This window comes from Cellulomonas sp. PS-H5 (genome assembly GCF_019265565.1).
Taxonomy (GTDB): domain Bacteria; phylum Actinomycetota; class Actinomycetes; order Actinomycetales; family Cellulomonadaceae; genus Cellulomonas.
Genome location: NZ_JAHVCI010000022.1, coordinates 1 through 26,952, shown reverse-complemented (window position 1 = coordinate 26,952; position 26,952 = coordinate 1). Strand labels below are relative to the sequence as shown.

The following is a 26,952-nucleotide window of genomic DNA, read 5'->3' as shown; positions in this document are numbered from 1 at the left end:
CCTGCGACACCCGGGAGCACCCGTGCAGCACCACACCCTCGCCGACGGCTGGACCGTCACCGCCACCGCCGGCCCCGTGCCCGACGCCGTCCTGGCCGCGGGCCCCCTCGCCGCCGAGGTGCCCGGCTCGGTGCACACCGACCTGCTCGCCGCGGGCCTCATCCCCGACCCCTACCTCGACGCGCACGAGGAGTCCGTGCGCTGGTTCCACGGCACGGACTGGCGGTACGAGCGCGCGCTCGCGCTGGAGCCCGCCGCCGACGGCGAGCGGGTCGACCTCGTGCTGGACGGCGTCGACACCGTGGGCACCGTGGCGCTCGGCGGGCGGGTGCTCGGGACGACGGCGAACATGCACCGGTCGTACCGCTACGACGTGCGGGACCTGGCGGACGGGGCACCGCGCGCGCTCACCGTCGACCTGCGGTCCGCCACTGCCTACGCCGACGAGGTGCGGGACGCGCTGGGCGACCGGCCGTCGGCGTACAGCCCGGTGCCGTACAACTTCGTGCGCAAGATGGCGTGCTCGTTCGGCTGGGACTGGGGGCCGGACCTGCGCACCGCCGGGCTGTGGAAGCCCGTGCGGGTCGAGCGCTGGTCGGTGGCCCGGCTGGCCCGGGTGCGGCCGCTGGTCACGCTCGACGCGGACGGCACCGGCCGGGTCGCGGTGCACGTGGACGTGGAGCGGTCGGGGCTGGTCCCGGACGCCGCGCTGACCGTCCGCGCGGCGGTGCTGGGGGTGTCGGCCTCCGTGACCGTGCCGGCGGGCGACTCCGCGGCGGCCGTCGAGCTCGCGGTCCCGGACGCCCCCGTGTGGTGGCCGGTCGGGCACGGCGAGCAGCCGCTGGTGGACCTGGACGTCACGCTCACGGGGATCGACGGGGGCGACCGCGCCGCGCTGGACACCTGGCGCCGGCGGGTCGGCTTCCGGTCGGTCGCCCTGGACACCGCCGACGACGAGCACGGCACCCGGTTCACGCTCGTGGTCAACGGCCGCCCGGTCGCGGTGCGCGGCGCCAACTGGATCCCCGACGACCACCTGCTGACCCGGATCACCCGCGAGCGCCTGGTGCGCCGGCTCGACCAGGCGGCGGACGCGCACCTCAACCTGCTGCGGGTCTGGGGCGGCGGGATCTACGAGTCCGAGGACTTCTACGAGGCGTGCGACGAGCGCGGCCTGCTGGTCTGGCAGGACTTCCTGCTCGCCTGCGCGGCGTACCCCGAGGAGGAGCCGCTGCGCTCCGAGATCGAGGCGGAGGCGCGGGAGAACGTGGTGCGCCTGATGCCGCACCCGTCGCTGGTGCTGTGGAACGGCGGCAACGAGAACGTCTGGGGCCACGAGGACTGGGGCTGGAAGGCGCAGCTCGGCGACGCGACCTGGGGCCGGTGGTACGCCGAGGAGCTGTTCCCCGCCGTGCTGGCGGAGCTCGACCCGACGCGCCCGTACGCCACCAACAGCCCGTTCACCCCGCGCCGCGACCCCGAGGACGTGCACCCCAACGACCCCGACCGCGGCACGCACCACCAGTGGGAGGTGTGGAACCGCGTCGACTACACGGTCTACCGCTCGGAGATCCCGCGGTTCTGCTCGGAGTTCGGGTTCCAGGGACCGCCGGCCTGGCGCACCCTCGTCGACTCCGTGCACGCGGCCGACGGCGGTCCGCTCGCCGACGCGCCCGTGCCGCAGGAGGACCCCGTGTTCCTCGTGCACCAGAAGGCCGAGGACGGCAACGGCAAGCTCGACCGCGGCATGGCGCCGCACCTGGGCGTCCCGCGCGACTTCGCCGACTGGCACTGGGCGGCCCAGCTCAACCAGGCGCGCGCCGTCCGGCACGCGGTCGAGCACTACCGCGCCTGGTGGCCGCGCACGGCGGGCTGGATCGTCTGGCAGCTCAACGACTGCTGGCCGGTGACGTCCTGGGCGGCCGTCGACTCCGCCGAGCGGCCCAAGCCGCTCTGGTACGCGCTGCGCGCCGCCGGCGCCCCGCGCACGCTGCTCCTCGCCGAGCGCGACGGCGGGGTCGTGCTGGTCGCGACCAACGACACCGACGAGCCCTGGTCCGGCACCGCGCACCTGCGCCGGGAGACGCTCGGCGGCGTGACGGCCGCGGCGGCGGGCGTGCCCGTGGCGGTGGAGCCGCGGTCGGTGGCCGTCGTGCCGCTGCCGGCGGACCTGGCGACGCCCCGCGACCCGGCCGGCGAGGTGCTGGCGGCGCGGCTGCCGGACGGCGGCTCCGAGCGGCGGGCGACGCACGCGTTCGTCGAGGACGTCGACCTGCGGCTCGACCCGGGTGCGGTGCGGGCCACCGCGGCGCGCGAGCCCGGCGGCTACCGGGTCGAGGTCGTCGCGCGGTCCTACGCGGCCGACGTCACGCTGCACGCCGACCGGCTCGCGGCGGACGCGCTCGTGGACGACGCCCTGGTCACGCTGCTGGCGGGCGAGCGGGCGACGTTCCACGTGACGACGGACGCCGTGCTCGACCTGGCCGACCTGACGGCCGCGCCGGTGCTGCGGTCGGCGAACGACCTGCGGGGCGTGCCGCTCGCGGGCGACCCGCTCGCCGGCGAGCCCGACCTCGAGGCCGACCTCGAGGCGGCCCGGTGAGCGGGGCGCGCCGGTTCCCCGACGGCTTCCTCTGGGGCGCCGCCACGGCCGCGTACCAGGTGGAGGGCGCGACGGACGCGGACGGCCGCGGCCCGTCGATCTGGGACACGTTCTCCCGGACCCCCGGGGCGGTGCTCGGCGGCCACACCGGCGACCTCGGCACCGACCACTACCGCCGGTTCGCCGACGACGTCGCGCTGATGGCCGACCTCGGGCTCGGCGCCTACCGGTTCTCGGTCGCGTGGCCCCGCGTGCAGCCGACCGGGCGCGGGCCGGCGAACCAGCCCGGGCTGGACTTCTACCGGCGGCTGACCGACACCCTGCTCGCGCACGGCATCGACCCGGTCGTCACGCTCTACCACTGGGACCTCCCGCAGGCGCTGGAGGACGCCGGCGGCTGGCCCGAGCGGGACACCGCGTGGCGGTTCGCCGACTACGCGGGCCTCGTCGCGGGCGCGCTCGGCGACCGCGTCGCGCTGTGGACCACGCTGAACGAGCCGTGGTGCTCCGCCTACCTCGGGTACGCGTCCGGCGAGCACGCCCCCGGCGTGCAGGACCCCGCCCGGGCGCTCGCCGCGGTGCACACGCTCAACCTGGCGCACGGGCTCGGGGCCCGCGCGGTGCGCGCCGCCGTGGGGGACGCGGCGCCGGTGTCGATCACGCTGAACCTCCAGGTGAACCGGGCCGCGTCGGCGGCGCCCGCGGACGCGGCGGCGAAGGCGCGGCTGGACCGGGTGGCGAACGAGGTGTTCCTCGGTCCGCTGCTCGACGGCGCCTACCCGGAGGAGGTCGTCGCCGAGACGGCACACCTGACCGACTGGTCGTTCGTGCGCGACGGCGACCTGGACCTGGTCCGGGCGCGGCTGGACGCGCTCGGGGTGAACTACTACACGACCGCGCTGGTCGGGGCGGACGGCTCGACGCCGGGCGGGGGCGCACCCGCGGAGGCCGACGTGCAGGCGGCCTCGCCCGCGGGCGCGACCCGGCCGCCCGCCAACCTCGTCGAGGGCGTCCGCTGGCGGCACCAGCCGGGCCCGCGGACCGCGATGGGCTGGGTCGTCGACCCGTCCGGGCTGACCGAGCTGCTGGTCGACCTGCACCGCCGCCGCCCCGACCTCCCGCTGCACGTCACCGAGAACGGGGCGGCCTACCCCGACGTCGTCGCGCCCGACGGCGGCGTGCACGACGCCGACCGGGTGGCCTACCTGCACGCGCACGTCGAGGCGGTCGGCGCGGCGCTGGACGCCGGGGCCGACGTCCGGGGCTACTTCGCGTGGTCGCTGCTGGACAACTTCGAGTGGGCGTACGGGTACGAGCGCCGGTTCGGGATCGTGCACGTCGACTACGCGACGATGGCGCGCACCGTGAAGGACTCGGGGCACTGGTACCGGCGGCTCGCGACCACGGGCGTGCTGCCGCCGGTCGCCGGGGCGGTGGCCGGCGGGGCGGGCGCGGGCGCAGGTGTCGTTGCCGGGGCGGGAGCCGGGGCGGTGGCCGGCGGGGCGGGCGCGGGCGCAGGTGTCGTTGCCGGGGCGGGAGCCGGGGGCGGGGCCGCGGCGGGTGCCGGCGCCGGCGCGGGAGCCGGTGCCGGGGCCGGGGCCGGGGCCGGCTGAGCCGTTCCCTCTTGCCGGGTCGGGACGGCGCGAGCATCCTCGTCCCGTCCCACCCGGCCGCCGACCTGGGCGACCGGTGCCCGCCCGCCGCAGGAGGCACCGTGCTCACGCTGGAGCTCATCGTCGTCGTGCTGCTCGCGCTCCTCGCCGGCACGGCCCTCGGGCGCCGGTTCGGCGTCGCGCCGCCGCTGGTCCTGCTCGTCCTCGGGGTGGGCCTCGGGTTCCTCCCCGCGTTCCGCGGGCTCACGGTGCCGCCGGAGCTGGTGCTGCTCGTGGTGCTGCCCGCGCTGCTCTACTGGGAGAGCCTGACGACGTCGCTGCGCGAGATCCGCGCGAACCTGCGGGTGATCGTCCTGTCCAGCGTGCTGCTCGTGGTGGTGACCGCGGGCGTGGTCGCCGTCGTGCTGCACGCCCTCGGGATGCCGTGGGGCCCGGCGTGGATCCTCGGCGGCGTGCTGGCGCCGACCGACGCCACCGCCGTCGCCGGGGTCGCCCGCGGCATGCCCCGCCGCACCCTCACCACGCTGCGCGCCGAGAGCCTGGTCAACGACGGCACCGCCCTGGTGATCTACGCGATCGCGGTGCACGCCGTCGCCGAGCCGGTCACCGGCGGCTACCTCGCCGGGCGGTTCACGCTCTCCTACCTCGGCGGCGCGGCCGCGGGGGTGGCCGTGTGGTGGCTGGCGGTCCAGCTGCGCGAGCGCATGCACGAGGCGATCCAGCAGAGCGTGATCAGCGTGCTGACCCCGTTCGCCGCGTTCCTGCTCGCCGAGCTCGTCGAGGCGTCCGGGGTGCTCGCCGTGGTGGTCGCCGGCCTGCTGCTCAGCCAGAGCGGGCCGCGCCTCATCCCCGCCGCCGCCCGCGTGCAGTCGCAGTCGTTCTGGGCGGTGGTCAGCCACGTGCTGAACGGGGCGCTGTTCGTGCTCGTCGGGATGCAGCTCGTCACCGCCGCGGACGGGCTGACCTCCGCCCGGCTCGCCGAGGCGCTGGGGTGGACCGCGGCCGCGTTCGGGGCGGTGATCGGTGCCCGGATGCTGTGGTTCCACACGACGCCCTACGTCGTCCGCGCGCTCGACCGCCGCCCGGTGCAGCGCACCCGGCGGGTGTCCTGGCGGCACCGGATGCCCGGCGCGTGGGCGGGGTTCCGGGGCGCGGTCTCGCTGGCCGCCGCGCTCGGCGTGCCCGAGACCACCGGGGACGGAGCGCCGTTCCCCGGCCGCGACGTCATCATCTTCGTCACCGGCGGCGTCATCCTCGCGACGCTGCTGATCCAGGGTCTCACGCTGCCGGCGGTCGTCCGCTGGGCCCGGCTGCCGGTCGACGACGGCGTGGACAGCGAGCGGCACCACGCGGAGAAGGTCGCGACCCGGGCCGCGCTGGACGCCCTCCCGGTCGAGGCCGAGCGGCTCGGGCTGACCGGCAAGGTCGTCGCCAAGCTCGAGGCGGAGTACCGGATGCACGCGGAGGCGCTGGCGGAGGCCGGCGACGGGCCCGCGGACGACGGCCGCCCGCGCGAGGCGGACTTCGACGCCCTGCGGCTCGCGGTGCTCGCGCACAAGCGCGCGGCGGTGGTGCGGCTGCGCGACGAGCGGACGATCGACGACATCGTGCTGCGCGAGGTGCAGGCGCAGCTCGACGCGGAGGAGGTCCGGCTCACGCGCGGCGCGCTCTCCCCGGAGTGACTCAGGCGCCCGCCACCGTCCGCCATCCCCACCCGGTTCTCGCGACGCCACCGGATCCTGGCGTGCGCTTCGCGACGATCGGGTGGGGTCGCCGCCGGGCCGGGCCGGAGCCGGGCCGGGGCGCCGCTCCCGTCGCCCGCGGGCGGGTGTCGGTAGTCGGCGGCAGGATGACGGACGTGCTGCTCGCCGACGTCGCCGCCACCAGCGCGGGCCTGGCCGCGACCCGCTCGCGTCTCGCCAAGCGGGCGCTGCTCGTGGACCTGCTCCGCCGCACCGGCCCGGAGGAGGTGCCCGTGGTCGCGCGCTACCTCGCGGGTGAGCTGCGGCAGCGCCGCACGGGCCTCGGCTGGCGGTCCCTGCGCGACCTGCCGCCGCCCGCCGCGGAACCGTCGCTGGACGTGCTCGCGGTGGACGCGGCGTTCGAGCGGATGGCCGGGCTGTCCGGCCCGGGCTCCGCGGGCGCGCGGGCCGCGCTGGCGGCCGACCTGTTCGGCGCCGCCACCGTCGACGAGCAGCGGTTCCTCGCCGGCCTCGTCTCCGGCGAGGTGCGGCAGGGCGCCCTGGACGCGCTGCTGCTCGACGCGGTCGCCGAGGCCGCCGGCGTGCCGGTCGCGACGGTGCGCCGGGCCGCCATGCTCGCGGGCGCGAGCGAGCCGGTCGCCGAGGCGGCCCTGGCGGCATCGGACCCGGAGGCCGCCCGCGCCGCGCTGGACGCCTTCGGTCTGGCCGTCGGCCGCCCGGTCCGGCCGATGCTCGCCGCCTCGGCGCCCGACGTCCCCGCCGCGGTCGCGGGGTTCGACGGCCGGGCGGTCGTCGTGGACGCCAAGCTCGACGGCATCCGGATCCAGGTGCACCGTGACGGCGACGACGTGCGCGTCTACACCCGCAGCCTCGACGACATCACCGCGCGGGTGCCCGAGGTCGTCGCGGCGGCGCTGGCCCTGCCGGTGCGATCGGCGGTGCTCGACGGCGAGGCCCTGGCCCTGGACGACGCCGGCCGGCCGCGCCCGTTCCAGGAGACCGCCGCGCGCAGCGCCACCCGGGACGCCGAGCTCGCCGCGACCACCGCGCTGCACCCGTTCTTCTTCGACGTCCTGCACCGCGACGGCGTCGACCTGCTCGACGCCCCGCTGACCGAGCGCCTGGCCGTCCTCGACGCGATCGCCCCGGACCACGCCGTCGAGCGCGTCGTCACCGCCGACCCCGACGTCGCGCAGCAGGCGTTCACCGGCTGGGTCGCCGCCGGGCAGGAGGGCGTCATCGTCAAGGACGCCGCCGCGCCCTACGAGGCCGGCCGCCGCGGCGGTGCCTGGGTCAAGGTCAAACCGCGGCACACCCTCGACCTGGTGGTGCTGGCCGTCGAGCGCGGCTCCGGCCGCCGGGTCGGCTCGCTGTCCAACATCCACCTCGGCGCGCGGGACGGCGACGGCGGGTTCGTCATGCTCGGCAAGACGTTCAAGGGCATGACGGACGAGATGCTCGCGTGGCAGACGGCGCGTTTCCGGGAGCTCGAGGTCGCCGACGACGGCTGGACCGTGACGCTGCGGCCGGAGCAGGTGGTGGAGATCGCGTTCGACGGGCTGCAGCGGTCCACCCGGTACCCCGGCGGGCTGGCGCTCCGGTTCGCGCGGGTCCTGCGGTACCGCGAGGACAAGACGGCGGCGGAGGCGGACACGATCGAGACCGTGCGGGCGCTGGCGGCACCGGCGGGCTGAGGCCGGTGGGCGCGGGCGGGCCGGCACCGGTGGGACGAGGCCGGGGCGGGGGCACCGGACCGGACCGCGGCGGACGTCACCCGCGGACCGGGACCCTGGTCCCTTCCGCACCCGCTCGCCCCGGGCCGCCGTGGCGCGTGGACGGGTGATCCACCCCCAGGTCAGCGGTCTCGTCGGGGTCCGTGCACGAGAGGATGGAGGCGTGGACCACCACCCCCGGTCCACGGGCCGCGAGGACGCGACCGCCTCCCTCGCGGCGACCCAGCCGGTGGCGTGACCCGCCACCCGTACCGTGCAGGAGGACCCCGTGCACCCCGACCTGTTCCTCGTCGTGTACCGCCAGCAGGAGCGCGAGCTCGAGCACCGGCTCGAGCACCGGCGCTCGCAGGCCGCCCGGGGCGACGACCCCGGACGCCGGCCGCGGCACCGCCGTCCGCTCGCCGCCCTGGCGGCGGCGCGCCGCCGCCACTGACCCGCACGGCGGCGCGCCCGGCTCCGCACCGCCGGGTCCCGGGCGCCGACGTCGTCACATCCGCACGAGGTCGTCACCACTCACGAGTGACGACCTCGTCGCGTTCCACCGACCTCGTCGCCCTGGACGCCCGCTCGGCGGGTGCCGTGCGGTCATGCCAGCCGCGGCAGCACCTGCCCCTGCCCGAGCAGCGCCCGGAACGGGTCGCCCCGCTCCGCCACCCGGTCCAGCACCGTGCGGATCGTGAACGCGTCCGGCCGCAGCCACGGCTCGTCGAGCTCGTCCCAGGTGATCGGCGCCGACACCGGCGCCCCCGCACGCGCCCGCGGGCTGTACGGCGCCACCAGCGTCTTGTTGATCGCGTTCTGCGTGTAGTCGAGCCGCGCCTGCCCGCCGCGCGCCTTGACCTCCCACTTCCAGCTGACCAGGTCCGGGACCACCGCGCCGACGGTCCGCGAGACCCGCTCGACCCAGGCGCGGGTGTCGTCGAACGACGGGCCGGTCGCGACCGGGATCCAGATCTGGATCCCGCGCTGCCCCGTCACCTTGGGCACGGCGCGCACGCCCAGGTGCTCGAACGCGTCCCGGTGCAACCGCGCGAGCAGCAGCACGTCCTCCCAGGCGGTCGACGGACCCGGGTCGAGGTCGACGAGCGCGTAGGTGGGCTGCCGCGGCGCGTCGGTCCGGGACGTCCACGCGTGCCACTCCAGCGCCCCGAAGTTGGCCGCCCAGATCAGCGCGGCCGGCTCGTCGACGACGAGGTAGGTGCGGCTGTCGTCCTCGTCGGCCTCCGGGTTGTCCCAGCGCGGCAGCCAGTCGGGCGCGTGCGACGGCAGCTCCTTGTGCCAGAACCCCGCGGTGCCGGCGCCCTGCGGGAACCGGTGCATGTTCAGGGCACGGCCGCGCAGGTACGGCAGCACGACGGGCGCGACCCGCGCGGCGTACCGGAGCAGCTCGCGCTTGGTCACCGGCTCCTCGCCGTCGCGCGCCGGGAACAGCACCTTGTCGAGGTTCGTCACCTTCAGGCGGCGACCGTGGACCTCCCAGGTGCCGCCGTTCGGGCCGAGGTCGTCGAGGGCGGCGAGCTCGTCGTCGGTCGGCGGGTCGGCCTGCGGCGCCCGCAGGTCGACGGACGCCTCCGCCGCCGGCAGGTCGGAGCGCCACAGCCGGTCGGGGTCGGCCTTGACCTCGTCGTTCGTCCGGCCGCTCAGCACGGACCGCGGGTGGTCCTCGGCGTCCCAGCCCTTCTCGGCGTGCTCGTCGTGCTTGTGCACGAGGATCCACTGCTCCTTGCCGTCCGCGCCCGGCTCGCCGCGGCGCACCAGCACCAGCCGGCCGCGCAGCTTCTCGCCGTGGACGTCGGCGTGCAGCTCGCCCGCGGCGATCGTCGCCGCCGGGTCGTCGGTGCCGTGCGGCTCCCAGGTGCCGCGGTCCCACACGATGACGTCGCCGCCGCCGTACTCCCCCGCCGGGATCACGCCCTCGAAGTCCTCGTACTCCAGCGGGTGGTCCTCGACGTGCACGGCCATGCGACGCACGTCCGGGTCGAGGGTCGGGCCGCGCGGCACCGCCCAGGACACCAGCACGCCGTCGACCTCGAACCGCACGTCGTAGTGCAGCCGCCGGGCGCGGTGCCGCTGCACGACGAACCGCCGCGGGGCGCCTGGGTCCGTCGGGGCCGGGGTCGCGGCGCCCGCGGGCTCGGCGGTGCGGTCGAAGTCGCGCATCGACCGGTAGGTCTCCAGCCCGCGCTCCGGGGCCGCGCCCTTCTTCGCCGACGTCGCGCGGCGCCGCCGCTCCGGCACGCTGACCACCCCTTCCCCGGCTCGGACGTCCGGACCCAGCGTGACGGAGTCCGCCGCGGCGCGCGCGCCGACGCGTCTGGGACCAAAGTCCCAGGCCTCGGCGGCCGCCCTGCCGATGGGTCGGGCACCGGGGTGCAGGGGGCGCCCCGTGCGCACGCCCGGAGGAAGATCCCGTGACCACCACCACCGTCACCGTGGGCGCCCGGCGCCCGTCCGTCCTGTCCTGGCTCGGCGACCGCGGCGTCCGCGCCCGGATCCTCGCCGCCGTCCTGCTCGCGGCCGCCGTCGGCGCCCTGGTCGGGGTCGTCGGCCTCGTGGCGCTCGGGTCGACGAACGCCGCCACCACCGCCATGTACGCCGAGAACGTGGTCGGCCTCCAGCAGGCCGCGACCCTGCGGCGGGCGATGGTCCAGATGCGGCTCGACGTGACCAACCACGCGCTGTCCACCGACGACGCCGTCATGGCCCGGTTCGAGGACAGGATCGCCGCGAGCGAGGCCGAGCTCCGCGAGGCGCTCGCCGCCTACGCCGCCCTGCCGCTCGACGACGACTCGCGGGGCGCGCTGCGAGACTTCGAGGCGGCGCTCGCCGACTACCTCGAGGTCCGCGACGGCCAGCTGCTCGTCGCCAGCCGCGCGCACGACACCGCGGCGTTCGCCGAGGCCCGGGACACGGTCGCCCAGCCCATCATCGACGCGATGTCCGCGAGCGCCACCGCGCTCGTCGAGCGCGAGGAGTCCGACGCCGCCGCGGCGGTGGACCGCGCCGGTGCCGACTACCGGACGAGCCGCACGCTCGTGGTCGTGCTGCTCGTCACCGGCACGGCACTCGCCCTGGGCCTGGCCGCCCTCGTCGCCCGGTCGATCGTGCGGGGCCTGCAGCGGGTCCAGGTCGTGGCCGCCGCGCTGGAGCAGGGCGACCTCACGGTGACGTCCGGCCTGACGAGCCGCGACGAGGTCGGCCGGATGGGCGCCGCCCTCGACGCGGCCGTCGGCACGCTGCGCGGGGTGATCGGCACCATCGACCGGTCGTCGACGGCGCTCGCCTCCGCCGCCGAGCAGATGTCCGCGAGCAGCGGGCAGATCGCGGCCTCCGCGGAGGAGACGGCCGCCCAGGCGGGCGTCGTCTCCGCCGCGGCGGAGCAGGTGTCCCGGAACGTCCAGACCGTGGCGGCCGGGTCCGAGCAGATGGGCGCCTCGATCCAGGAGATCGCCCGGAGCGCGTCCCGGGCCGCGGAGGTCGCCGGCCGGGGCGTGTCCGCCGTGGGGACGACGACGGCCACCGTCGACCGCCTGGGCGAGTCGAGCAAGGAGATCGGCAACGTGGTGAAGCTGATCACCTCGATCGCGGAGCAGACCAACCTGCTGGCGCTCAACGCCACCATCGAGGCGGCCCGCGCGGGCGAGGCCGGGAAGGGCTTCGCGGTCGTCGCCGGCGAGGTCAAGGAGCTCGCGCAGGAGACCGCGCGGGCGACCGAGGACATCGCCCGCCGCGTCGAGTCGATCCAGGCGGACACCGCGGGCGCGGTCGCGGCGATCGACGACGTCGCCGGCATCATCACCCAGATCAACGACTTCCAGCTGTCCATCTCGTCGGCCGTCGAGGAGCAGACGGCCACCACGGCCGAGATGAACCGGAGCGTCGCCGAGGCGGCAACCGGCACCGGCGAGATCGCCGGCAACATCGCGGGTGTCGCGGGCGCGGCGGACCTCACCACCCAGGGCGCCGCCGAGTCCCGCCGGGCGGTGACGTCCCTGGCGGAGATGTCCACGGACCTGCAGCGGCTGGTGGGCGGCTTCCGGGTCTGAGCCGCGCGCGCGAGGTCGAGGGATCCTCCTGCCAGCGGCGGGACGCCCTCGACCTCGGCCGCCGCGGGTGCGACTAGCCGAGCCAGCGCCGGAGCTTGCGCTTGTCCGCCGCGTGGGCGACGCCGCGTGCCGCCCGCTCGGTCTCCCGCCCGCGCACCTCCTCCAGGGCGTGCAGCCGGCCGTACAGGAACGCCACCTCGGTGCTCGGCGCGTGCCGGGCGAGGTCCCGGAGCCGCGCCCGGGTGACCACCGAGTCGTGGTGCTCGCCGAGCACCTCCTGGAGGTCCTCCATCCGGCGCGCGTACCGGGCGGCGTCCTCGCCCAGCACGCCCGCGACCGCCTCCCCCGCGTACCGGGCGGCCTTGGCAGCCTTGCGGGCGTCGTGCAGCGCGTCGTCGCGACGCCGTCCCTCGGGCACCCGGCGCGCGCGCCGCAGCCGGCGCCGCACCTTCCGGTCCCGCCGGGCCACCTGGGCGGGCAGCACCCGCCGAGCCCGCCGCCGGCCGTCGGCGGAGTACCGCGGCTCGGCCACGAACGCCGCCAGGTCGCGCAGCAGCAGCCGGTACCGCTCACCGTCGAGCTCGCCGAGGAGCGCGTCGAGCGCATCCCGCGCCGCCCGGCCGAGCTCCGCGTCCGCGGCCACCGCGGCCGCGTGCGTCCCCGAGCCGACGGCCTCCTCCGCGCCGGGACCCTCGACCGCGGACCGCACCCGCTCGCGCAGCACCTCCGCGTCGCGGGCCCGGCCGAGCACGTCCGCGAGCCAGCCGAGCTCGTCCCGCAGCGGCCGCACGACACCCGGCTCGAACAGCCGGCGGAACGTCCGCAGCGCGTTGCGCACCCGCCGGGCGGCCACGCGCATCTGGTGCACCGCATCGGGGGCGCCGAGCCGGACGCGCAGGTCCTGCTCGCGCAGCCGGTCCAGCTGGTCCGCGACGTAGCCGACGACGACGTCCCCGGCGGGCGACTTCGGCGTCGGCCGGCCGCGGGTGGTCGCGTGCTCGTCGGCCGGCCCGAGCACCCGCTCCAGCTTGGAGCGCTGCTCCGCCGGGCGCACGCCCAGGGCGGCGAGCCGCTCCTCGACCGCGTCCAGCAGGTCGCCCGCGCCCTCGACCAGCTCGACCTCGACCTCGCGCCACTCCTCGGGCGCGCCGACGACGTCCCCCGTCGACCCCGACGGACGGACCCGGCGCGCCGTGACCCGGTCGTCGACCAGCTCGAGCAGCACCCGGCCGGTCGCGTCCGCCAGCCGGTGCACCGCGCGCGACGTGCGCACCTCGGCGACCGGCCGGAGCGTCGCGCCCAGCGTCGCGGCGTGCACGAACGCGCGCAGCGGGGCCGGGACGGTGTGCACGGCCCGGCCCGGCGGCAGCCGGACCTCGGACCGCTCGTCCGGGCCGGCGGGGACCTTGAGGTGCCAGCCCGCGTCGTCGCCGCCCGTGCGCCGGCGCAGCGTCAGCCCGGCCGCGGACAGCCGCAGGTCGGCGGTGTCGAAGTAGGTCGCGACCAGCTCGACGGCGTCGTCGCTCGTCGCGACCGGCGTGCCCCCGTCGGGCAGCCCGGCGGCGCCGGCCAGCAGCTCGGTGAGCGCCGGGAGCTCGACGTCCGGGCCGGTGGCGTACTTGCGCTCGATCTCGCGGTGCACGTCAGCCATGCCCCCGTTCTATCCCGGGACCGTCGCCCCGGCGACCGTGCCGCCACGGGGTCGTCCCGCCGAGCGGGCTGCGTGCGTCAGGGTGCCGGGCGCAGACCCACCGCGTCGTGCCTCCAGAACACGTCCGGGTACACCAGCGTGCCGGACATCCACGGCCGGGCATCGGGCAGCCGGGCCACCTGGAACGCGGCGTCGGGGATCCGCAGCGACGGCTTCCGGAAGCCCTCCGGGGCCGCGGGGTGGAAGCCCAGCCTCCCGTAGTACCCCGGGTTCCCCTCCAGGAACACCAGCGGCGCGCCCTGCGCCTCCGCCTCGACGAGCGCGTGGGCGACGAGCTCGGCGCCGGTCCCCCGCCGCTGGTGGTCCGGGTGCACCGCCAGCGGACTCAGCACCAGCACGTCGACCAGGCGTGCGGGCGCGTCCACCAGGGCCGGGGTCAGCATCACGTGGCCGGCGACGGTCCCGTCCGGCGCGGCGGCGACCCACGACCCTCCGCGAACCGTGCCGGGCGCCCCGGGGCGGCCGGCACCGGCCCCGTCGAGCAGCGTGGCCCGCAGGTCGTCCGTCAGGTCGGCGACCGTGGCGCCGTGGTCGCCGAACGCGGCCGCGTGCACAGCGCGGACGGCGTCGTGGTCGGTCGGTCCCTCGCGGCGCAGCAGCACGAGCGCCACGGTACGGCGGGGCGGCGCCGCCGTCCCCGGATTTCGGACGCCGGGTCCGTCGGCGCGGGTCGCCCGCCCCCCGCGTCACCTCCCCGGGGTCCGCCCAGCGATCCCACCCCCGACCCGGCGACGGCACGGCGTGGACGGCGTTCCGCCGCCTCCGAGCGGCTCCCGGAGCGGGCGTCGAGCACGGCTCGGCGCCCGCTCCGCCACGTCTCCGCCGCCGCGGGGTGGTCCGGTGTCGGTGCTCGGTGCCAGGTTGGTCCCGACCGCAGGACGGCACCACGACCGACGAGGGGACGCGCATGCGCGAGCACGCCTTCGTCCGGGTCTCCCCGGACGCGCTCGACGACCTGACCGACCGGCTGGCCCGGACCCGCACCGTGCCGACTCCCGCCCTGGGTCGGCCGACCGGCGTCGACGCCGACCTGCTTGCCGGGCTCCTCGCGCACTGGCGCACCGGGTTCGACTGGCGCGCGCACGAGGACCGGATCGCGGCCCAGCCCTGGTTCGAGACCGAGGACGCGTCGGTCCCGGTGCGGGCGATCGTGCGCCGCGGCGCGCCCGACGCCCCGGTCGTGGTCCTGCTGCACGGCTGGCCCGACTCGGTGCTGCGCTTCGAGCGGGTGCTGCCCGGGCTGGCGGACCTGACGGTGGTCGTCCCGGCGCTGCCCGGGTTCCCGTTCGCGGCGCCGGTCGACGGGGGTGGCCTGTCCGCCGTCGCCATGGCCGACGCCGTCGCGGGTGCGCTGCGCGAGCTGGGGTTCGAGCGCTACGTGCTGTCGGCGGGCGACGTGGGCTGCGACGTCGCGGAGGCGCTGGCCGCCCGGCACCCCGACGCCGTGACCGCCCTGCACCTCACCGACGTCTCGCAGTACCACTTCCTCGTCGACCTGCCCGAGGACCTGTCGGACGAGGAACGGGCGTACGTCGCGCACGGGCACCGGTGGCAGGCGGAGCGGGGCGGCTACATGCACGAGCAGGCCACCAGGCCGGGCACGCTCGCGGTGGGGCTCGGTGACTCCCCCGCGGGCCTGGCGGCGTGGATCGCCGAGAAGCTGGTGGACTGGACGGACTCCGACGGCGACCTGGCACGGGCGTTCACCCCGGACGAGGCCCTGACCTGGGTCAGCGCGTACTGGTTCACCGGCTCGATCGGGACGTCCTTCGCCCCGTACGCCGCCGGCGGCGCCAAGGACTGGCCGCGCATCGAGGCACCCACCGTGTTCACCGTGTTCGGCCACGACCTCGTCAACGCCCCGCGCCGGTTCGCCGAGCGGTTCTTCGCCGTCGCGGACTGGCGCGAGCACGACCACGGCGGGCACTTCGCCGCCTGGGAGCGACCGGCCGACTACCTGTGGGGGGTGCGTCGCGCGGTCGAGCTCCGCCGGCAGGACTGAGCGGGGCGGGACCCGGGAGCGCCCTACGCTGGCGCCGTGGCCGCCACCCGCCTCCGTCGCGTCGCCGTGCTCGTGCTCGAGGGCGCCAAGCCGCTCGACGTCGGCATCCCGGCCCAGGTGTTCACGAACCGGCCGAGCATGCCGTACGAGGTCCGCGTGTGCGGTCCGGCCCCGGGTCTGGTCCGGGGCGGCGACGGGCTGTCGTACCACGTCGCGGACGGGCTCGACGCGCTGACGTGGGCCGACGTCGTGTTCATCCCCGGCTACCGGCACCCCGACCAGGAGGACCCGCCGCCGGCCGTCGTCGCCGCGCTGCTCGCCGCCCACGCGCGGGGCGCCGACCTCGCCGCGATCTCCACGGGCGCGTTCGCGCTGGCCGCCACCGGGCTGCTCGACGGCCGCCGGGCCACCACGCACTGGCACTACACGCGGGCCTTCGCCGCCCGGTACCCGCGCGTCACCGTCGACGAGAACGTGCTGTTCGTCGACGAGGGCCAGGTCCTCACCTCCGCGGGTGCGGCGTCCGGGATCGACCTGTGCCTGCACCTCATCCGGCGCGACCTCGGCGTCGCCCCGTCGAACCACGCCGCCCGCCGCCTCGTCGCCGCGCCCTACCGCTCCGGCGGCCAGGCGCAGTACGTGCCGCGGAGCGTCCCGGAGCCCCTCGGCGAGCGGTTCGCGGCGACGCGCGAGTGGGCGCTGCACCGGCTCGGGGACCCGCTGACCCTGGAGGCGCTCGCCCGGCACGCGGCGGTGTCGCTGCGGACGTTCTCGCGCCGGTTCGTCGAGGACTCCGGGTACACGCCGATGGAGTGGGTGCTGCGGGCGCGCGTGGACGTCGCCCGTGAGCTGCTGGAGCGCTCGGAGCGGTCCGTGGAGCAGGTGGCGGTCGACGTCGGGCTGGGCACGGGCGCGAACCTGCGGCGGCACTTCCAGCGGGTGCTGGGCACGACGCCGAGCGAGTACCGGCGGACGTTCGCGCGGGGCGAGTAGCGCGGCGCGACCCGCCCGGGAGGCTGGCGAGATCCGTGCGGACCATGGCGCCCGCGCCGCTGTCGGCGCCGCGCCGGCACGCCGAGGCTGGTGGCGTCACCCACGGACACCACCGGGAGGATCCCATGACCCGCGTCGCCATCAACGGCTTCGGACGCATCGGCCGCAACGTCCTGCGCGCGCTCCTCGAGCGCGGCAGCGACCTCGAGGTCGTCGCCGTCAACGACCTCACCGAGCCGGCCGCCCTCGCCCGCCTGCTCGCCTTCGACTCCACCGCGGGCCGGCTCGGACGCCCCGTGTCCGTCGACGGCGACCACCTGGTCGTCGACGGGCGGCGCATCGCCGTCCTGGCGGAGCGCGAGCCGGCCCGCCTGCCGTGGGCGGAGCTCGGGGTCGACGTCGTGCTGGAGTCGACCGGGCGCTTCGCGAGCGCCGCCGCCGCCCGCGGCCACCTCGACGCCGGCGCGCGCGCCGTGCTCGTCGGCGCGCCGTCCGACGGGGCGGACGTCACGATCGCGTACGGCGTGAACACCGACGCGTACGACCCGGCCGCGCACACCGTGATCTCGAACGCCTCGTGCACGACCAACGCCCTCGCCCCGCTGGCCCTCGTCCTCGACGAGCTGGCCGGCATCGAGCACGCGTTCATGACGACCGTGCACGCCTACACGCAGGAGCAGAACCTGCAGGACGGCCCGCACCGCGATCCTCGCCGCGCCCGGGCGGCCGCGGTCAACATCGTCCCGACGACGACCGGCGCCGCCAAGGCGATCGGGCTCGTGCTGCCGCAGCTCGACGGCCGGCTGTCCGGCGACTCGATCCGGGTGCCCGTCCCGGTGGGCTCCGTGGTCGAGCTGAACGCGACCGTCGCCCGCGACGTCACCCGCGAGGACGTGCTGGCCGCGTACCGCGCCGCGGCGGCCGGGCCGCTCGCCGGGGTGCTCGAGTACTCCGAGGACTTCCTCGTCTCGTCCGACATCGTCGGGAACCCGGCGTCGTCGGTCTTCGACTCGCACCTGACGCGGGTCGACGGGAAGCACGTCAAGGTCGTCGCCTGGTACGACAACGAGTGGGGCTTCTCGAACCGCGTGGTCGACACCCTCGAGCTGATCGGGCGGTCGCAGGGCTGAGGCGGGAAGACGCAGGCCCGGACCATGCGGTCCGGGCCTTCGTGCTGCGGGTGCTCAGCCGACCGCCCTGGCACGGGCCGGCGGACGCGTCGTCACCACGAGTCGAAGGCGCGCTCCCACGCCTCTCGCACGTTCGCCAGCGCCTCTGCGCCTGAGAGCGACAACCGGGTCTGGTGCGCCAGGTCGTTGTGCCACTGGTCCTCCGGGGGCGGTGTGGCCAGGAACCAGGCATCGGGACGGTGGGCGAACGGTCCGTGGCGCACGAAGAGCCTCGCCGCCTCCGCATCGACGAGGCCTCGATCTGCCAGGTGCGCCAGGTCCCAGAGATCGCGGCTCGCTCGGCGCTCCACCCAGGCGGCGAGCTTCGCCGCCGCGAATGCCGGCCCGGTGAACGTGCGCATGCTCGCGGGAGGCGCGTCGGCGTAGCGCTGCTCGACCTCGCGCACCTCGGTGGGCCACGTGTACCCGGCCCCGTCGAGCACCTGGACGCGGATCGCCAGCCCGCCGGCGGTCAGGACGCTGGCCTGCGCACCGCGGGTGTCGAGCAGCGGCGGATCCCACGCCGGCCGGCCGTGGCTCCGCTGCACCCCACGACGCACGGCCCCCTCGATCGCCCGCAGCACGTCGGGCCGCGGGCCGAGCGCCAGCAGGTCGATGTCCTCGCTGAGCCGGCCGTCGGGGATGTGGGTGCGGGACAGCGCGGTCCCCCCGAAGAAGGTGAGGTCGTCCGTCGGGATCTCCGCCGCGAGCGCACCGAGCACATGGCTGATCAGGTGGTCCCGACGGACCTGACCGGCATCGGCACCGAACTGGGCCGCGACCCTCGCGACCTCGGGTCCCGCCAGCGTCACGAGACCAGCACCTCCGCCCGCCTGAGCGTCGCGACGCCTCGCGACGTCCGCGCGAGGTGCTCCAGCTGAGCCCTGTCCGCGCCCGACCAGAGCGCCCGGACGACCGCGGGGGTCTCCGGGTCGTCGGGGTACAGCCGGACGAGGTCGAGGAGCGTCTGCTCAGGGGTCGTCACGAGCGCCGACCCCAGGTCCAGCGACATGCGCTCGGCGTCGAGCGCGGAGGTGTCCCGCTCGACGAACCGCACCGTCGCCGGGCGGTCGGCCAACCGCACGGGGCGCCGACCGCCGACGGCCACGGCGACGGTCGCCGTCGCGACCGCCCGCGGGAGAGCGCCGAGCACGCGGGCGGCCGACATGCCCATGAGCACCGGATCCGGCGGCCCACCGCGCGCGACCGCCACTCCCATCGCCGCGGCCTCGAGCGACGGCAGCCACGTGTCCGGATCCGCCTCCGCGGGCACCTCGCAGTAGTAGCCGTACGCGAGCCGATGGACGACACCCTCGTGCTCCAACCGCCGGAGCGCGGCGCGCGGATTGGCGAACACGCCTTCCAGGTCCGCCGGACGGACGGTCCTCAGGGGGCGGCGGGCGATGACGCGACGTCCATCGGGCACGGCGACCTCCTGTTCGCGGTAGAACCCTGCAAAGTGTAGCTCAGGGGGATACGGAATGCAGGGTTCGGCTGCGCAAAGGCCCGCGGGACCCGCCTGACCGCCGCGGTCGCGCCCGAGCGGGTGAACTACGACGAAGGCCCGGACCGTGTGGTCCGGGCCTCCGTCACCGATCTGCATCGGCACTGTGTAGCGGGGACAGGATTTGAACCTGCGACCTCTGGGTTATGAGCCCAGCGAGCTACCGAGCTGCTCCACCCCGCGTCGGTGTCCCCCACCCTACGCGACCCGGGCGCCGGGACCTACTCGGGGCGCCCGGGCCTCGTCCGGGCCGGGGACAGCGCGCTGCCGGCGGCACCCCGCGCACAGGGCTGCTCCCGCGGAGAACGACGAAGGCCCGGACCGTGTGGCCCGGGCCTTCGTCACCGATCTGCATCGGCACTGTGTAGCGGGGGCAGGATTTGAACCTGCGACCTCTGGGTTATGAGCCCAGCGAGCTACCGAGCTGCTCCACCCCGCGTCGGTGATCACTACGTTACGCCAGGGTGACGGCCAGTCCAAATCCAGCCCCCGTGCCCTCGGTCACACCGGGCGTCCGCCGCGCGGCCCGCCGCGTCGAGGTCGGCGGTTCCGGCCGCTCGACCCCCGGCGCAACCGCCGACCTCGGGCGCAACCGCCGACCTCGCGCGAACCCGCCCGGCCCGGACGCGGCGGCGGGCCCGCTCCCCCGCTGGGGAACCGGCCCGCCGCCGTCGTGCGTGCGTCGCGGGCTCAGCCGCCCGAGCCGCCCAGCTCCGCGTCGGCCGCCGCGGCGTCCTCCAGGGCCGCCTGCAGCCGGGACTGCGCCTCGCCGTAGGCGGCGAAGTCGCCGTCCGCGAGCGCGGCCTGGCCGTCCTGGTACGCCTGGGTGGCCCGGTCGATCGCCTGCGTCAGCCGGGTCTGCGCGTCGGCCGCGCCGGCGCCCGTGTCACCCGTCGGGGCCGGAGTCGGCGCGGGCGTGGCGGTGCCGTCGCCCGTGCCGGTGTCGTCCCCGGTGTCCCCGCCCGTGTCGGGCGGCGTGATCTCGTTGCCGGCGTCGCCCGCGGACGTGCCGTCGTCGCCGCCGAACACCTGGTCCAGCGCCTCGTCGAGCGTGCTCGCGAACCCGATCTGGTCGCCGAACGACACCAGCACGCGCTGCAGCAGCGGGAACTGGGTGCCGCTCGCCGCCTGGACGTACACGGGCTGCACGTAGAGCAGGCCACCGCCGACCGGGAGCGTGAGCAGGTTGCCGCGGATGACCTGCGAGTCGCCGCGCGCCAGGATGTTCAGCTCGTTCGACACGTCCGGGTTGGACGAGAAGTTGTTGTTCATCTGGTTCGGGCCCGGGACCGTGGAGTCGCGTGGCAGCTCCAGCAGCCGGATCTTGCCGTAGCCCTCCGCCGGTTCGCCCTCGGCCGACCCGGCCTCGGCGTCCACGGCGATGTACCCCGTGAGCACGTCACGGGCGTTGCCGCCCGCGGGCACGTACGTGGACATCAGCGAGAACGTGGCCGCGTCCTGCGTCGGCATCTCGAGCGTCAGGTAGTACGGCGGCTGCGCGACGCTCTGGCCGGAGGCCGTCGGGTCGTTCGGGGTGCGCCACGCGTCGTTGCCGGAGAAGAACTGGCCCGGGTCGGTCACGTGGTAGGTGCCGAGCAGGGTGCGCTGCACCTTGAACAGGTCCTCGGGGTACCGGATGTGGCTCATGAGCTCGGAGCTGATCTCGGACACCGGCTCCAGCGAGGTGTCGAAGACGTTGCTCCAGGCCTGCAGGACCGGGTCGGAGGCGTCCCAGGCGTACAGCGTGACGCTGCCGTCGTAGGCGTCGACCGTGGCCTTCACCGAGTTGCGGATGTAGTTGACCTTCTCGGGCTGCAGGGCCGCGATGGTGGTCGACGTCTCGGTGAGCGAGTCCACCGTGGCGTCCTCGAGGGACTGCGCCGCGGCGTACGGGTACTGGTTCGACGTCGTGTAGCCGTCGACGATCCACTTGACCCGCCCGTCGACGACCGCGGGGTACACCCGGCCGTCGAGCGTGAGGTACGGCGCGACCTTCTGGACGCGGTCGACGGGGTCGCGGTCGTAGAGGATCTGCGACTCGGCCGTCACGCGGTCGGAGAACAGGATCTGCTCGGAGCCGAACTTGATCGAGTAGAGCAGCTTGCTCCAGAACGTCCCGATCTCCGGGCCCGCCGAGACCTCGTCGGTCGGGAACGAGGTGTTCACCGCGCCGCCCGACTCGTCGTCCGGGTAGTCGAGCTCCCACTCGGAGCCCTCGGGCGCGCCGACGATCGAGTAGCTCGGCGAGCTCTGGCCGAAGTAGATCCGCGGCTCGTACTCGCCCATCTCGCCGGACGACGGGATGCCGCCCTCCCAGAACTCGGGCGCGCCGCTCGACGTGGTGGTGTTGCCGTACGCGGCGACGACGCCGAACCCGTGGGTGTACACGGTCGCGTCGTTCGTCCAGTTCCGGCGCTGGGCGTCCAGGCCGTCCAGGTCGAGCTCGCGGACCGCGATCACGGTGTCGCGGCTCTCGTCGGCCACGTCGTACCGGTCGACGGACAGGGTGTCGGGGAACGAGTAGAACCCGCGGATCTGCTCGAGCTGGCGGAACGAGTCCGACACGACCTGCGGGTCGAGCAGGCGGATCGAGGCGGTGGTCTCCGCGTCCTCGCGCAGCGCGCCCGGCTCGGCGGTGACGCTGGCGTTGTAGTCGCTGGTCTCCACGTCCTCGAGGCCGTACGCCGCGAGGGTGGCGTCGATGTTCCGCTGGATGAACTCCGACTCCGCGTCCTGCTGGTTCGGGTTCACCTGGAACCGCTGGACGACCGCCGGGTAGATCCCGCCGATCGCGACCGCGCTCACGATCATCAGGCCGACGCCGATGGCCGGCAGCCGCCAGGTGCCGCGCACCGCGGTGACGACGAACATGACGGCCACGAGGAGCGCGACGCCCGCCAGGATGCTCTTGGAGGGGATGACCGCGTTGACGTCGGTGTACGAGGCGCCGGCGAACCGGTCGCCCTCCTGCGTCAGGATCGAGTAGCGGTCGAGGAAGTAGTTGGCCGCGATCAGCACCATGAGGACGGCGGCGATCACCGAGAGGTGCACCCGGGCGGCGCGCGTCATGCGCGGGGTGCCCGAGGACCCGCCGACCCGGAACCCGCCGTACAGGTAGTGCGTGGCGACGGCGGCGATGCCGGCCAGCACCGTGACGGCCATGAGGAAGCTGACGATGAACCGCATGCCCGGCAGCTGGAACATGTAGAACGACAGGTCGAGGCCCCACTGCGGGTCCTCGCGACCGACCTCGGTGCTGTTCATCCAGAGCTGGATCGAGCTCCACTGCTGGGAGGCCGCGATGCCGGCGAACAGGCCGAGCACCGCGGGACCGGCGACGAGCACGACGCGGCGCAGCGGCTCGACGGCCTCGCGGTACGCGTCGAGGCTGGCCTGCTCCTGGTTGGACGGCGCGTAGACGGGCCGGGTGCGGTAGCCGATGGCGAGGCTGGAGAACACGGCCCCGCCCATGACGAGCAGGCCGGCGACGAACAGCGCGCCGCGGGTGAGCCACTGGGTCCAGAGCACCTGGGAGAAGCCCAGCTGGTCGAACCACAGGACCTCGGTCCAGAACTGGGCGAGCAGCAGCACGGCCACCACGACCAGGGCGAGCACCACGACGGTGATCGCGAGCGGGCTGGGCCGACGACGGCCGGCGGCGCCTCTCGGTGGCCGGGGCGGACGTGGCCCCCGGGGCTGGCGGGCGGACGGGTTGGCGAAGGTCACGGCCTTGAGGTCCTCGTCGTCGGGTACGGATCGCGCGTGCACGCGCCTTCCAGCACGCGCACGATCAGCACAACGCGCCAGGTGGGCCCCAGTTTCCCACAGCCCGCGCCCCACGCACCCGTGCCGGGTGCCGACGGCACCGCGGCGCGCGGGTGCGAGGATGGCGCCCGTGACGCAGACCCCGGACACCCCCGCCAGCACCCCCGCCCAGCGCGCCCTCGCGGCGGCGGTCGTCGAGATCGAGCGGCACGTCGCCACCGGCGGCTGGGACGGCCCCGTGCGGGTGTTCGCCCTGGTCCGGACCCAGGCCGCCCTCGACGCGGAGCCCGCGCTCGCCTCGCAGCTGCCGCCCGACGTGCTGGCCGCCGCGGCCGCCGACCCCGACCACCTCACCTCGGTGGAGCAGGAGGGGCTGCCCGCGAGCGACGACCTGGAGGGCCTGCTCGGCGCGATCGCCTGGCCCGAGGGCGTCGACGGCGCCGCGCTCACGGTCGAGCGGATCGTGCTGCCGCCGGAGGCCGAGGAGGGCCTGCCCGAGGACCCCGACGCCGCGCTGGCGGCGCTGCTCGCGCACCCGCAGCGGCAGGACGTGCGGCTCGCCGTCGGCGTGCTGCGCGGCGGGCCGTCGTGGTGCGCGGTGCGCCAGCGCGCCGAGGACCGGGACGACGCCGTGGGCCAGGGCGAGGACGTCGTGCCCGGGCTGGTCGAGGGGCTGCGGGCGACGTTCGCCTGAGTCCCCCGGGGGGCTCAGCCCGCGTCCGCCGCCGTGCAGGTCGGCAGGTCGCCGGCCTCCCCCGCGCCGATCGCCTCGACGGCCTCGCGCGCTTCGTGCAGCGTCGCGATCCTGACCACCGTCAGCCCGTCCGGGACGTGCCCGACGACCTCGTCGCAGTTGTCCGCGGGCGCGAGGAACCACTCGGCCCCGTCCCGGAGCGAGCCGGCCATCTTCTGCCGGATGCCGCCGATCGGGCCGACCGCGCCGTTGAGGTCCATGGTCCCGGTGCCGGCGATGACCTGGCCGTTCGCCTCGTCCTCGGGCGTCAGCTTGTCGATGATCCCGAGCGCGAACATCGTGCCCGCGCTTGAACCGCCGATCTGGTCGATCCGGATGGACACGTCCACCGGCGGGTCGAACGTCGGGTCGATGTACACGCCGAGCTGGCTGCCGGAGCCGTCCTCGCGGGCGCCCGTGACGACGTCGAGGTCGACCTCCGAGCCGTCGCGCTGCACGCCGAGCGTGACCGTCGTCCCGGGGTCGGTCTCGTCGAGGAGGTCGATGAGCTGGCCGTACGAGGTGAGGGCCGTCCCGTCGTAGGACAGGAGGACGTCACCCTCCTCGACGACGCCCTCCGCGCCCGAGCCCTCGACCGCGTCGTGCACCGTGAGCGTGACCGGGACGGTGTAGCCCAGCTCCTCGAGCGCGGCGACCGTGGCGTTCTCCTGCGAGGACACCATCTGCGCCTCGTTCTGCTGGTCGAGCTGCTCCTGGGTCGCGTCCTGCGGGAACACCGACTCGACCGGCAGCACCCGCCGCGAGGGGCTCAGCCAGCCCTGCAGCACGCCCAGCACGCTGGACGGGTAGCCCGGGCCCCCGGTGGTGGACACGGTGGTGAGCCGCAGCTGCCCGGTCGAGTCGTAGGTCTCGGCGCCGTCGACCGTGATGAGCGCCTGGCCGTCGTGCTCGCCGAGGGTGTCGAGCGTCGGACCGGGCGAGTTGACCGCGTACGGCACCGGCATCAGCAGCAGCACCACGAGCAGCACCGCCGTGAGCAGGACGCCGCCGGACAGCAGCGCGGCGCGCCGGGTCACCGGCGCGGCGGGCTCGGCGACGTCCTCGGTCGACGCGGCGGGGTCCGAGGGGGTTCCGGGCTGGGCGTGCACCGGACGATCATGCCGCACGGACCCGTGAGGGTGGCGTGCGCCCTCAGCGAACCGGGGGTGACGACCGGGTCCCGGTGCGCGGGGGTGTGGTTACGGTGGCACCACGACGAGCCCGGGAGCACCGAGATGACCGACGACCCCACCGCGCGCCAGCCCGGCGAGCCCTCCGACGGCGCCGCCTGGGAGCAGATGCTGCGCCAGATGTTCGGCCCGGGCGCGGACGAGGCGCTGCGCCAGATGCGCGAGCAGGGCCTCGACCCCGCGGAGATGGCCCGCGCGTCCGGCCTGCCCGACGACCCGATGCTGATGAACCAGGTGATCGCCCAGGTCCAGCGGATGCTGTCGTCCAGCGGCGACGGCCCCGTGAACTGGGACGTCGCCCACGACATGGCCCGGCAGCAGGCGGTCAGCGGCGGCGACCCGACCCTCAGCCCGGCCGAGCAGCGCCAGGCGACCGAGGCGCTCGGCGTCGCGGAGCTGTGGCTGGACGCGGCCACCGACCTCCCGCCCGCCGGCGGGCACGTCCGCGCCCTGTCCCGGTCCGAGTGGGTGGAGCAGACCCTGCCGACCTGGCGCACGCTGACCGAGCCGGTGGCGACGTCGATGTCGACGGCCCTGGCCGCGACGCTCGCCGACCAGCTGCCCGAGGGCATGGACCTCCCGCCGGGGTTCGGCGCCGGCGGCCTCGACCCCGCCGCGATGATGCGCCAGCTCGGCGCGCTCGTGTTCGGCATGCAGGTCGGCCAGGCGGCCGGCTCGCTGTCCCGCGAGGTGTTCGGGCTCACCGACGCGGGCCTGCCGCTGGTGGCCGAGCCCGCGACCGCGCTGGTGCCGGGCAACGTCGCCGCGTTCGCCGACGGCCTGGAGATCCCGCTCGAGGAGGTGCGGCTGTTCCTCGCGCTCCGCGAGGCGGCGCACGCCCGGCTGTTCACCCACGTCACCTGGCTGCGCGGCCACCTGCTCGCGGCCGTCGACGCCTACGCCCGCGGCATCACCATCGACGTCGAGAGCCTCGAGGAGTCGGTGCGGGCCATCGACCCGACGGACCCGGCCGCCCTCCAGGGCGCGCTGTCGTCCGGGGTGTTCGCCCCGCAGACCACGCCGGAGCAGCAGGCCGCGCTCGCCCGGCTGGAGACCGCGCTCGCGCTGGTCGAGGGCTGGGTGGACGAGGTCGTCGCCACGGCCGCGCTCCCCCACCTGCCGCACGCCGTCGCCCTGCGCGAGATGATCCGTCGCCGCCGCGCCGCCGGCGGGCCCGCCGAGCAGACGTTCGCGACCCTGGTCGGCCTGGAGCTGCGGCCCCGCCGGTCGCGGGACGCCGCCGCGCTGTGGGCGCGCATCGCCCGCGAGCAGGGGCCGGAGGCGCGCGACGCCGTGTGGGACCACCCCGACCTGCTGCCGACCGCCGAGGACCTCGACGACCCGGCGGGGTACGCCGGGCGGCGGGCCGCGGCCGAGGGCGAGCACGCGGACCTGGACCGGGCGCTGGCGGAGATCCTCGGCGAGGGCCCCGGCGACGACGGTGCCGCGAGCGGTCCGGCGGACGGCGAGCCGGGGACGCCCCCCGGCGGCGACCAGCCGGCCCGCTGAGCCGGTCCGGACCCCGGGGCGGTCAGTCCGCCTCGGGGTCCGCCACGTCCTCCTCGGCGCCGGGTGCCTCCCCGGCGTCGCCGCCCTCCCCCGGCGCGCGCTCCGCGAACGAGTAGCCCTCGAGGAACCCGCGCGCCCGCTCGGTGCGCGGGTAGGCCTCGAGCTCGGCCCAGAACTCCGGGCCGTGGCCGGCGTGCAGCAGGTGGGCGAGCTCGTGCAGCAGCACGTAGTCGGTGACCCACGGGGGCATGCCGCGCAGCCGGTCGGACAGCCGGATGCTGCCGTCCCCGACGCTGCACGAGCCCCAGCGCCGTCCCTGGTTGCCGGACCACCGGACGCTCGACGGCACGGCGCGGCCGCCCAGGTAGCGCTGGCTGAGCTCGGCGGCACGGCGCACGAGCTGGTCGTCGGACGGGCGGCGCCGCTGCTCCTGGGTGGCGAGCCGGTCGAGCATCCGGCGCACCCACTCGCGCTCCTGCGCCCGGGTGAACCGGGCGGGGATGGCGACGATCGTCCGGCCGCCCTCGCGGTAGGCGGTGACGGTGCGGGACCGGCGGCGGGAACGGCGCACCTCGACCGGGCCGAGCCGCGGGTCGCCGTCGGCGGCGCCGTCGGGCGCGGGGGTCGCGGCGGGCCCGCTCGCGGCGTGGGCGGCGGAGGCGGGGCGCGGGGCGGCGGC

The 26,952-nt window shown here is 76.1% G+C and carries 19 protein-coding genes and 2 tRNA genes; 11 read left to right on the top strand and 10 right to left on the bottom strand.

Annotated elements, in window-relative coordinates:
• Nucleotides 1-22: 22 nt before the first annotated feature.
• From J5O08_RS10600 to J5O08_RS10580, 5 genes are all read left to right on the top strand, one after another.
• Entirely contained in the window at nt 23-2,602 is a 2,580-nt protein-coding gene (locus J5O08_RS10600) for a glycoside hydrolase family 2 protein (protein WP_218706812.1), read from the top strand.
• Nucleotides 2,599-4,215: a family 1 glycosylhydrolase gene (locus J5O08_RS10595; protein WP_308281542.1), complete on the top strand. Its 1,617-nt coding sequence runs from the start codon at nt 2,599-2,601 to the stop codon at nt 4,213-4,215. Before J5O08_RS10600 ends, J5O08_RS10595 begins: the two co-directional genes overlap by 4 nt.
• 101 nt (nt 4,216-4,316) lie before the next feature.
• On the top strand, nt 4,317-5,897 hold the full coding sequence (locus tag J5O08_RS10590) for a Na+/H+ antiporter (protein WP_218706810.1): 1,581 nt from the start codon (nt 4,317-4,319) through the stop codon (nt 5,895-5,897).
• A 176-nt stretch (nt 5,898-6,073) separates the two neighbouring features.
• On the top strand, nt 6,074-7,612 hold the full coding sequence (locus J5O08_RS10585) for an ATP-dependent DNA ligase (RefSeq protein ID WP_218706808.1): 1,539 nt from the start codon (nt 6,074-6,076) through the stop codon (nt 7,610-7,612).
• Between the two features lie 307 nt (nt 7,613-7,919).
• A complete protein-coding gene (locus tag J5O08_RS10580) occupies nt 7,920-8,084 on the top strand; it encodes a hypothetical protein (RefSeq protein ID WP_218706806.1) in 165 nt (54 codons plus the stop codon).
• A 152-nt stretch (nt 8,085-8,236) separates the two neighbouring features.
• Here J5O08_RS10580 and ligD read toward each other — a convergent pair whose 3' ends face one another.
• Complete coding sequence (gene ligD, locus J5O08_RS21345) at nt 8,237-9,889, bottom strand: non-homologous end-joining DNA ligase (protein WP_308281539.1); 1,653 nt, start codon at nt 9,887-9,889, stop codon at nt 8,237-8,239.
• Nucleotides 9,890-10,062: 173 nt separating this feature from the next.
• Here ligD and J5O08_RS10570 point away from each other — a divergent pair, with 173 nt between their 5' ends.
• Nucleotides 10,063-11,697 (top strand): methyl-accepting chemotaxis protein, encoded by a 1,635-nt coding sequence (locus tag J5O08_RS10570; protein WP_218706805.1) that lies wholly within the window; start codon nt 10,063-10,065, stop codon nt 11,695-11,697.
• 73 nt (nt 11,698-11,770) lie between these two features.
• Here J5O08_RS10570 and J5O08_RS10565 read toward each other — a convergent pair whose 3' ends face one another.
• A complete protein-coding gene (locus J5O08_RS10565; protein WP_218706804.1) occupies nt 11,771-13,348 on the bottom strand; it encodes a CYTH and CHAD domain-containing protein in 1,578 nt (525 codons plus the stop codon).
• Between the two features lie 77 nt (nt 13,349-13,425).
• Complete coding sequence (locus J5O08_RS10560; RefSeq protein WP_218706803.1) at nt 13,426-14,010, bottom strand: GNAT family N-acetyltransferase; 585 nt, start codon at nt 14,008-14,010, stop codon at nt 13,426-13,428.
• 305 nt (nt 14,011-14,315) lie between these two features.
• Here J5O08_RS10560 and J5O08_RS10555 point away from each other — a divergent pair, with 305 nt between their 5' ends.
• From J5O08_RS10555 to gap, 3 genes are all read left to right on the top strand, one after another.
• On the top strand, nt 14,316-15,410 hold the full coding sequence (locus tag J5O08_RS10555) for an epoxide hydrolase family protein (RefSeq protein ID WP_218706802.1): 1,095 nt from the start codon (nt 14,316-14,318) through the stop codon (nt 15,408-15,410).
• A 36-nt stretch (nt 15,411-15,446) separates the two neighbouring features.
• Nucleotides 15,447-16,403, top strand: a complete 957-nt coding sequence (locus J5O08_RS10550) for a helix-turn-helix domain-containing protein (RefSeq protein WP_308281538.1) — start codon at nt 15,447-15,449, stop codon at nt 16,401-16,403.
• A gap of 125 nt (nt 16,404-16,528) precedes the next feature.
• Entirely contained in the window at nt 16,529-17,533 is a 1,005-nt protein-coding gene (gap, locus tag J5O08_RS10545; RefSeq protein ID WP_218706801.1) for a type I glyceraldehyde-3-phosphate dehydrogenase, read from the top strand.
• Nucleotides 17,534-17,625: 92 nt separating this feature from the next.
• Here gap and J5O08_RS10540 read toward each other — a convergent pair whose 3' ends face one another.
• From J5O08_RS10540 to J5O08_RS10520, 5 genes are all read right to left on the bottom strand, one after another.
• On the bottom strand, nt 17,626-18,384 hold the full coding sequence (locus J5O08_RS10540; RefSeq protein WP_218706800.1) for a nucleotidyl transferase AbiEii/AbiGii toxin family protein: 759 nt from the start codon (nt 18,382-18,384) through the stop codon (nt 17,626-17,628).
• Nucleotides 18,381-18,929 (bottom strand): type IV toxin-antitoxin system AbiEi family antitoxin, encoded by a 549-nt coding sequence (locus tag J5O08_RS10535; protein ID WP_218706799.1) that lies wholly within the window; start codon nt 18,927-18,929, stop codon nt 18,381-18,383. Before J5O08_RS10535 ends, J5O08_RS10540 begins: the two co-directional genes overlap by 4 nt.
• Before the next feature lie 256 nt (nt 18,930-19,185).
• A tRNA-Met gene (locus J5O08_RS10530) sits at nt 19,186-19,259 on the bottom strand.
• 182 nt (nt 19,260-19,441) lie between these two features.
• Nucleotides 19,442-19,515: transfer RNA gene (locus J5O08_RS10525), tRNA-Met, on the bottom strand.
• Nucleotides 19,516-19,766: 251 nt separating this feature from the next.
• Entirely contained in the window at nt 19,767-22,703 is a 2,937-nt protein-coding gene (locus J5O08_RS10520; protein WP_374225969.1) for a UPF0182 family protein, read from the bottom strand.
• A 259-nt stretch (nt 22,704-22,962) separates the two neighbouring features.
• Here J5O08_RS10520 and J5O08_RS10515 point away from each other — a divergent pair, with 259 nt between their 5' ends.
• Nucleotides 22,963-23,535: a PPA1309 family protein gene (locus J5O08_RS10515; RefSeq protein ID WP_218706798.1), complete on the top strand. Its 573-nt coding sequence runs from the start codon at nt 22,963-22,965 to the stop codon at nt 23,533-23,535.
• Between the two features lie 14 nt (nt 23,536-23,549).
• On the opposite strand, the gene J5O08_RS10510 is transcribed toward J5O08_RS10515, so the two are convergent.
• Complete coding sequence (locus J5O08_RS10510) at nt 23,550-24,683, bottom strand: PDZ domain-containing protein (RefSeq protein ID WP_308281537.1); 1,134 nt, start codon at nt 24,681-24,683, stop codon at nt 23,550-23,552.
• 126 nt (nt 24,684-24,809) lie between these two features.
• Here J5O08_RS10510 and J5O08_RS10505 point away from each other — a divergent pair, with 126 nt between their 5' ends.
• The gene (locus J5O08_RS10505) at nt 24,810-26,273 is read left to right on the top strand and encodes a zinc-dependent metalloprotease (protein ID WP_218706797.1); all 1,464 of its coding nucleotides are present in this window, start codon (nt 24,810-24,812) and stop codon (nt 26,271-26,273) included.
• 22 nt (nt 26,274-26,295) lie between these two features.
• Here the strand turns inward: J5O08_RS10505 and J5O08_RS10500 are convergent, their stop codons facing one another.
• Nucleotides 26,296-26,844: a M48 family metallopeptidase gene (locus tag J5O08_RS10500; RefSeq protein WP_218706849.1), complete on the bottom strand. Its 549-nt coding sequence runs from the start codon at nt 26,842-26,844 to the stop codon at nt 26,296-26,298.
• Between the last annotated feature and the right edge of the window lie 108 nt (nt 26,845-26,952).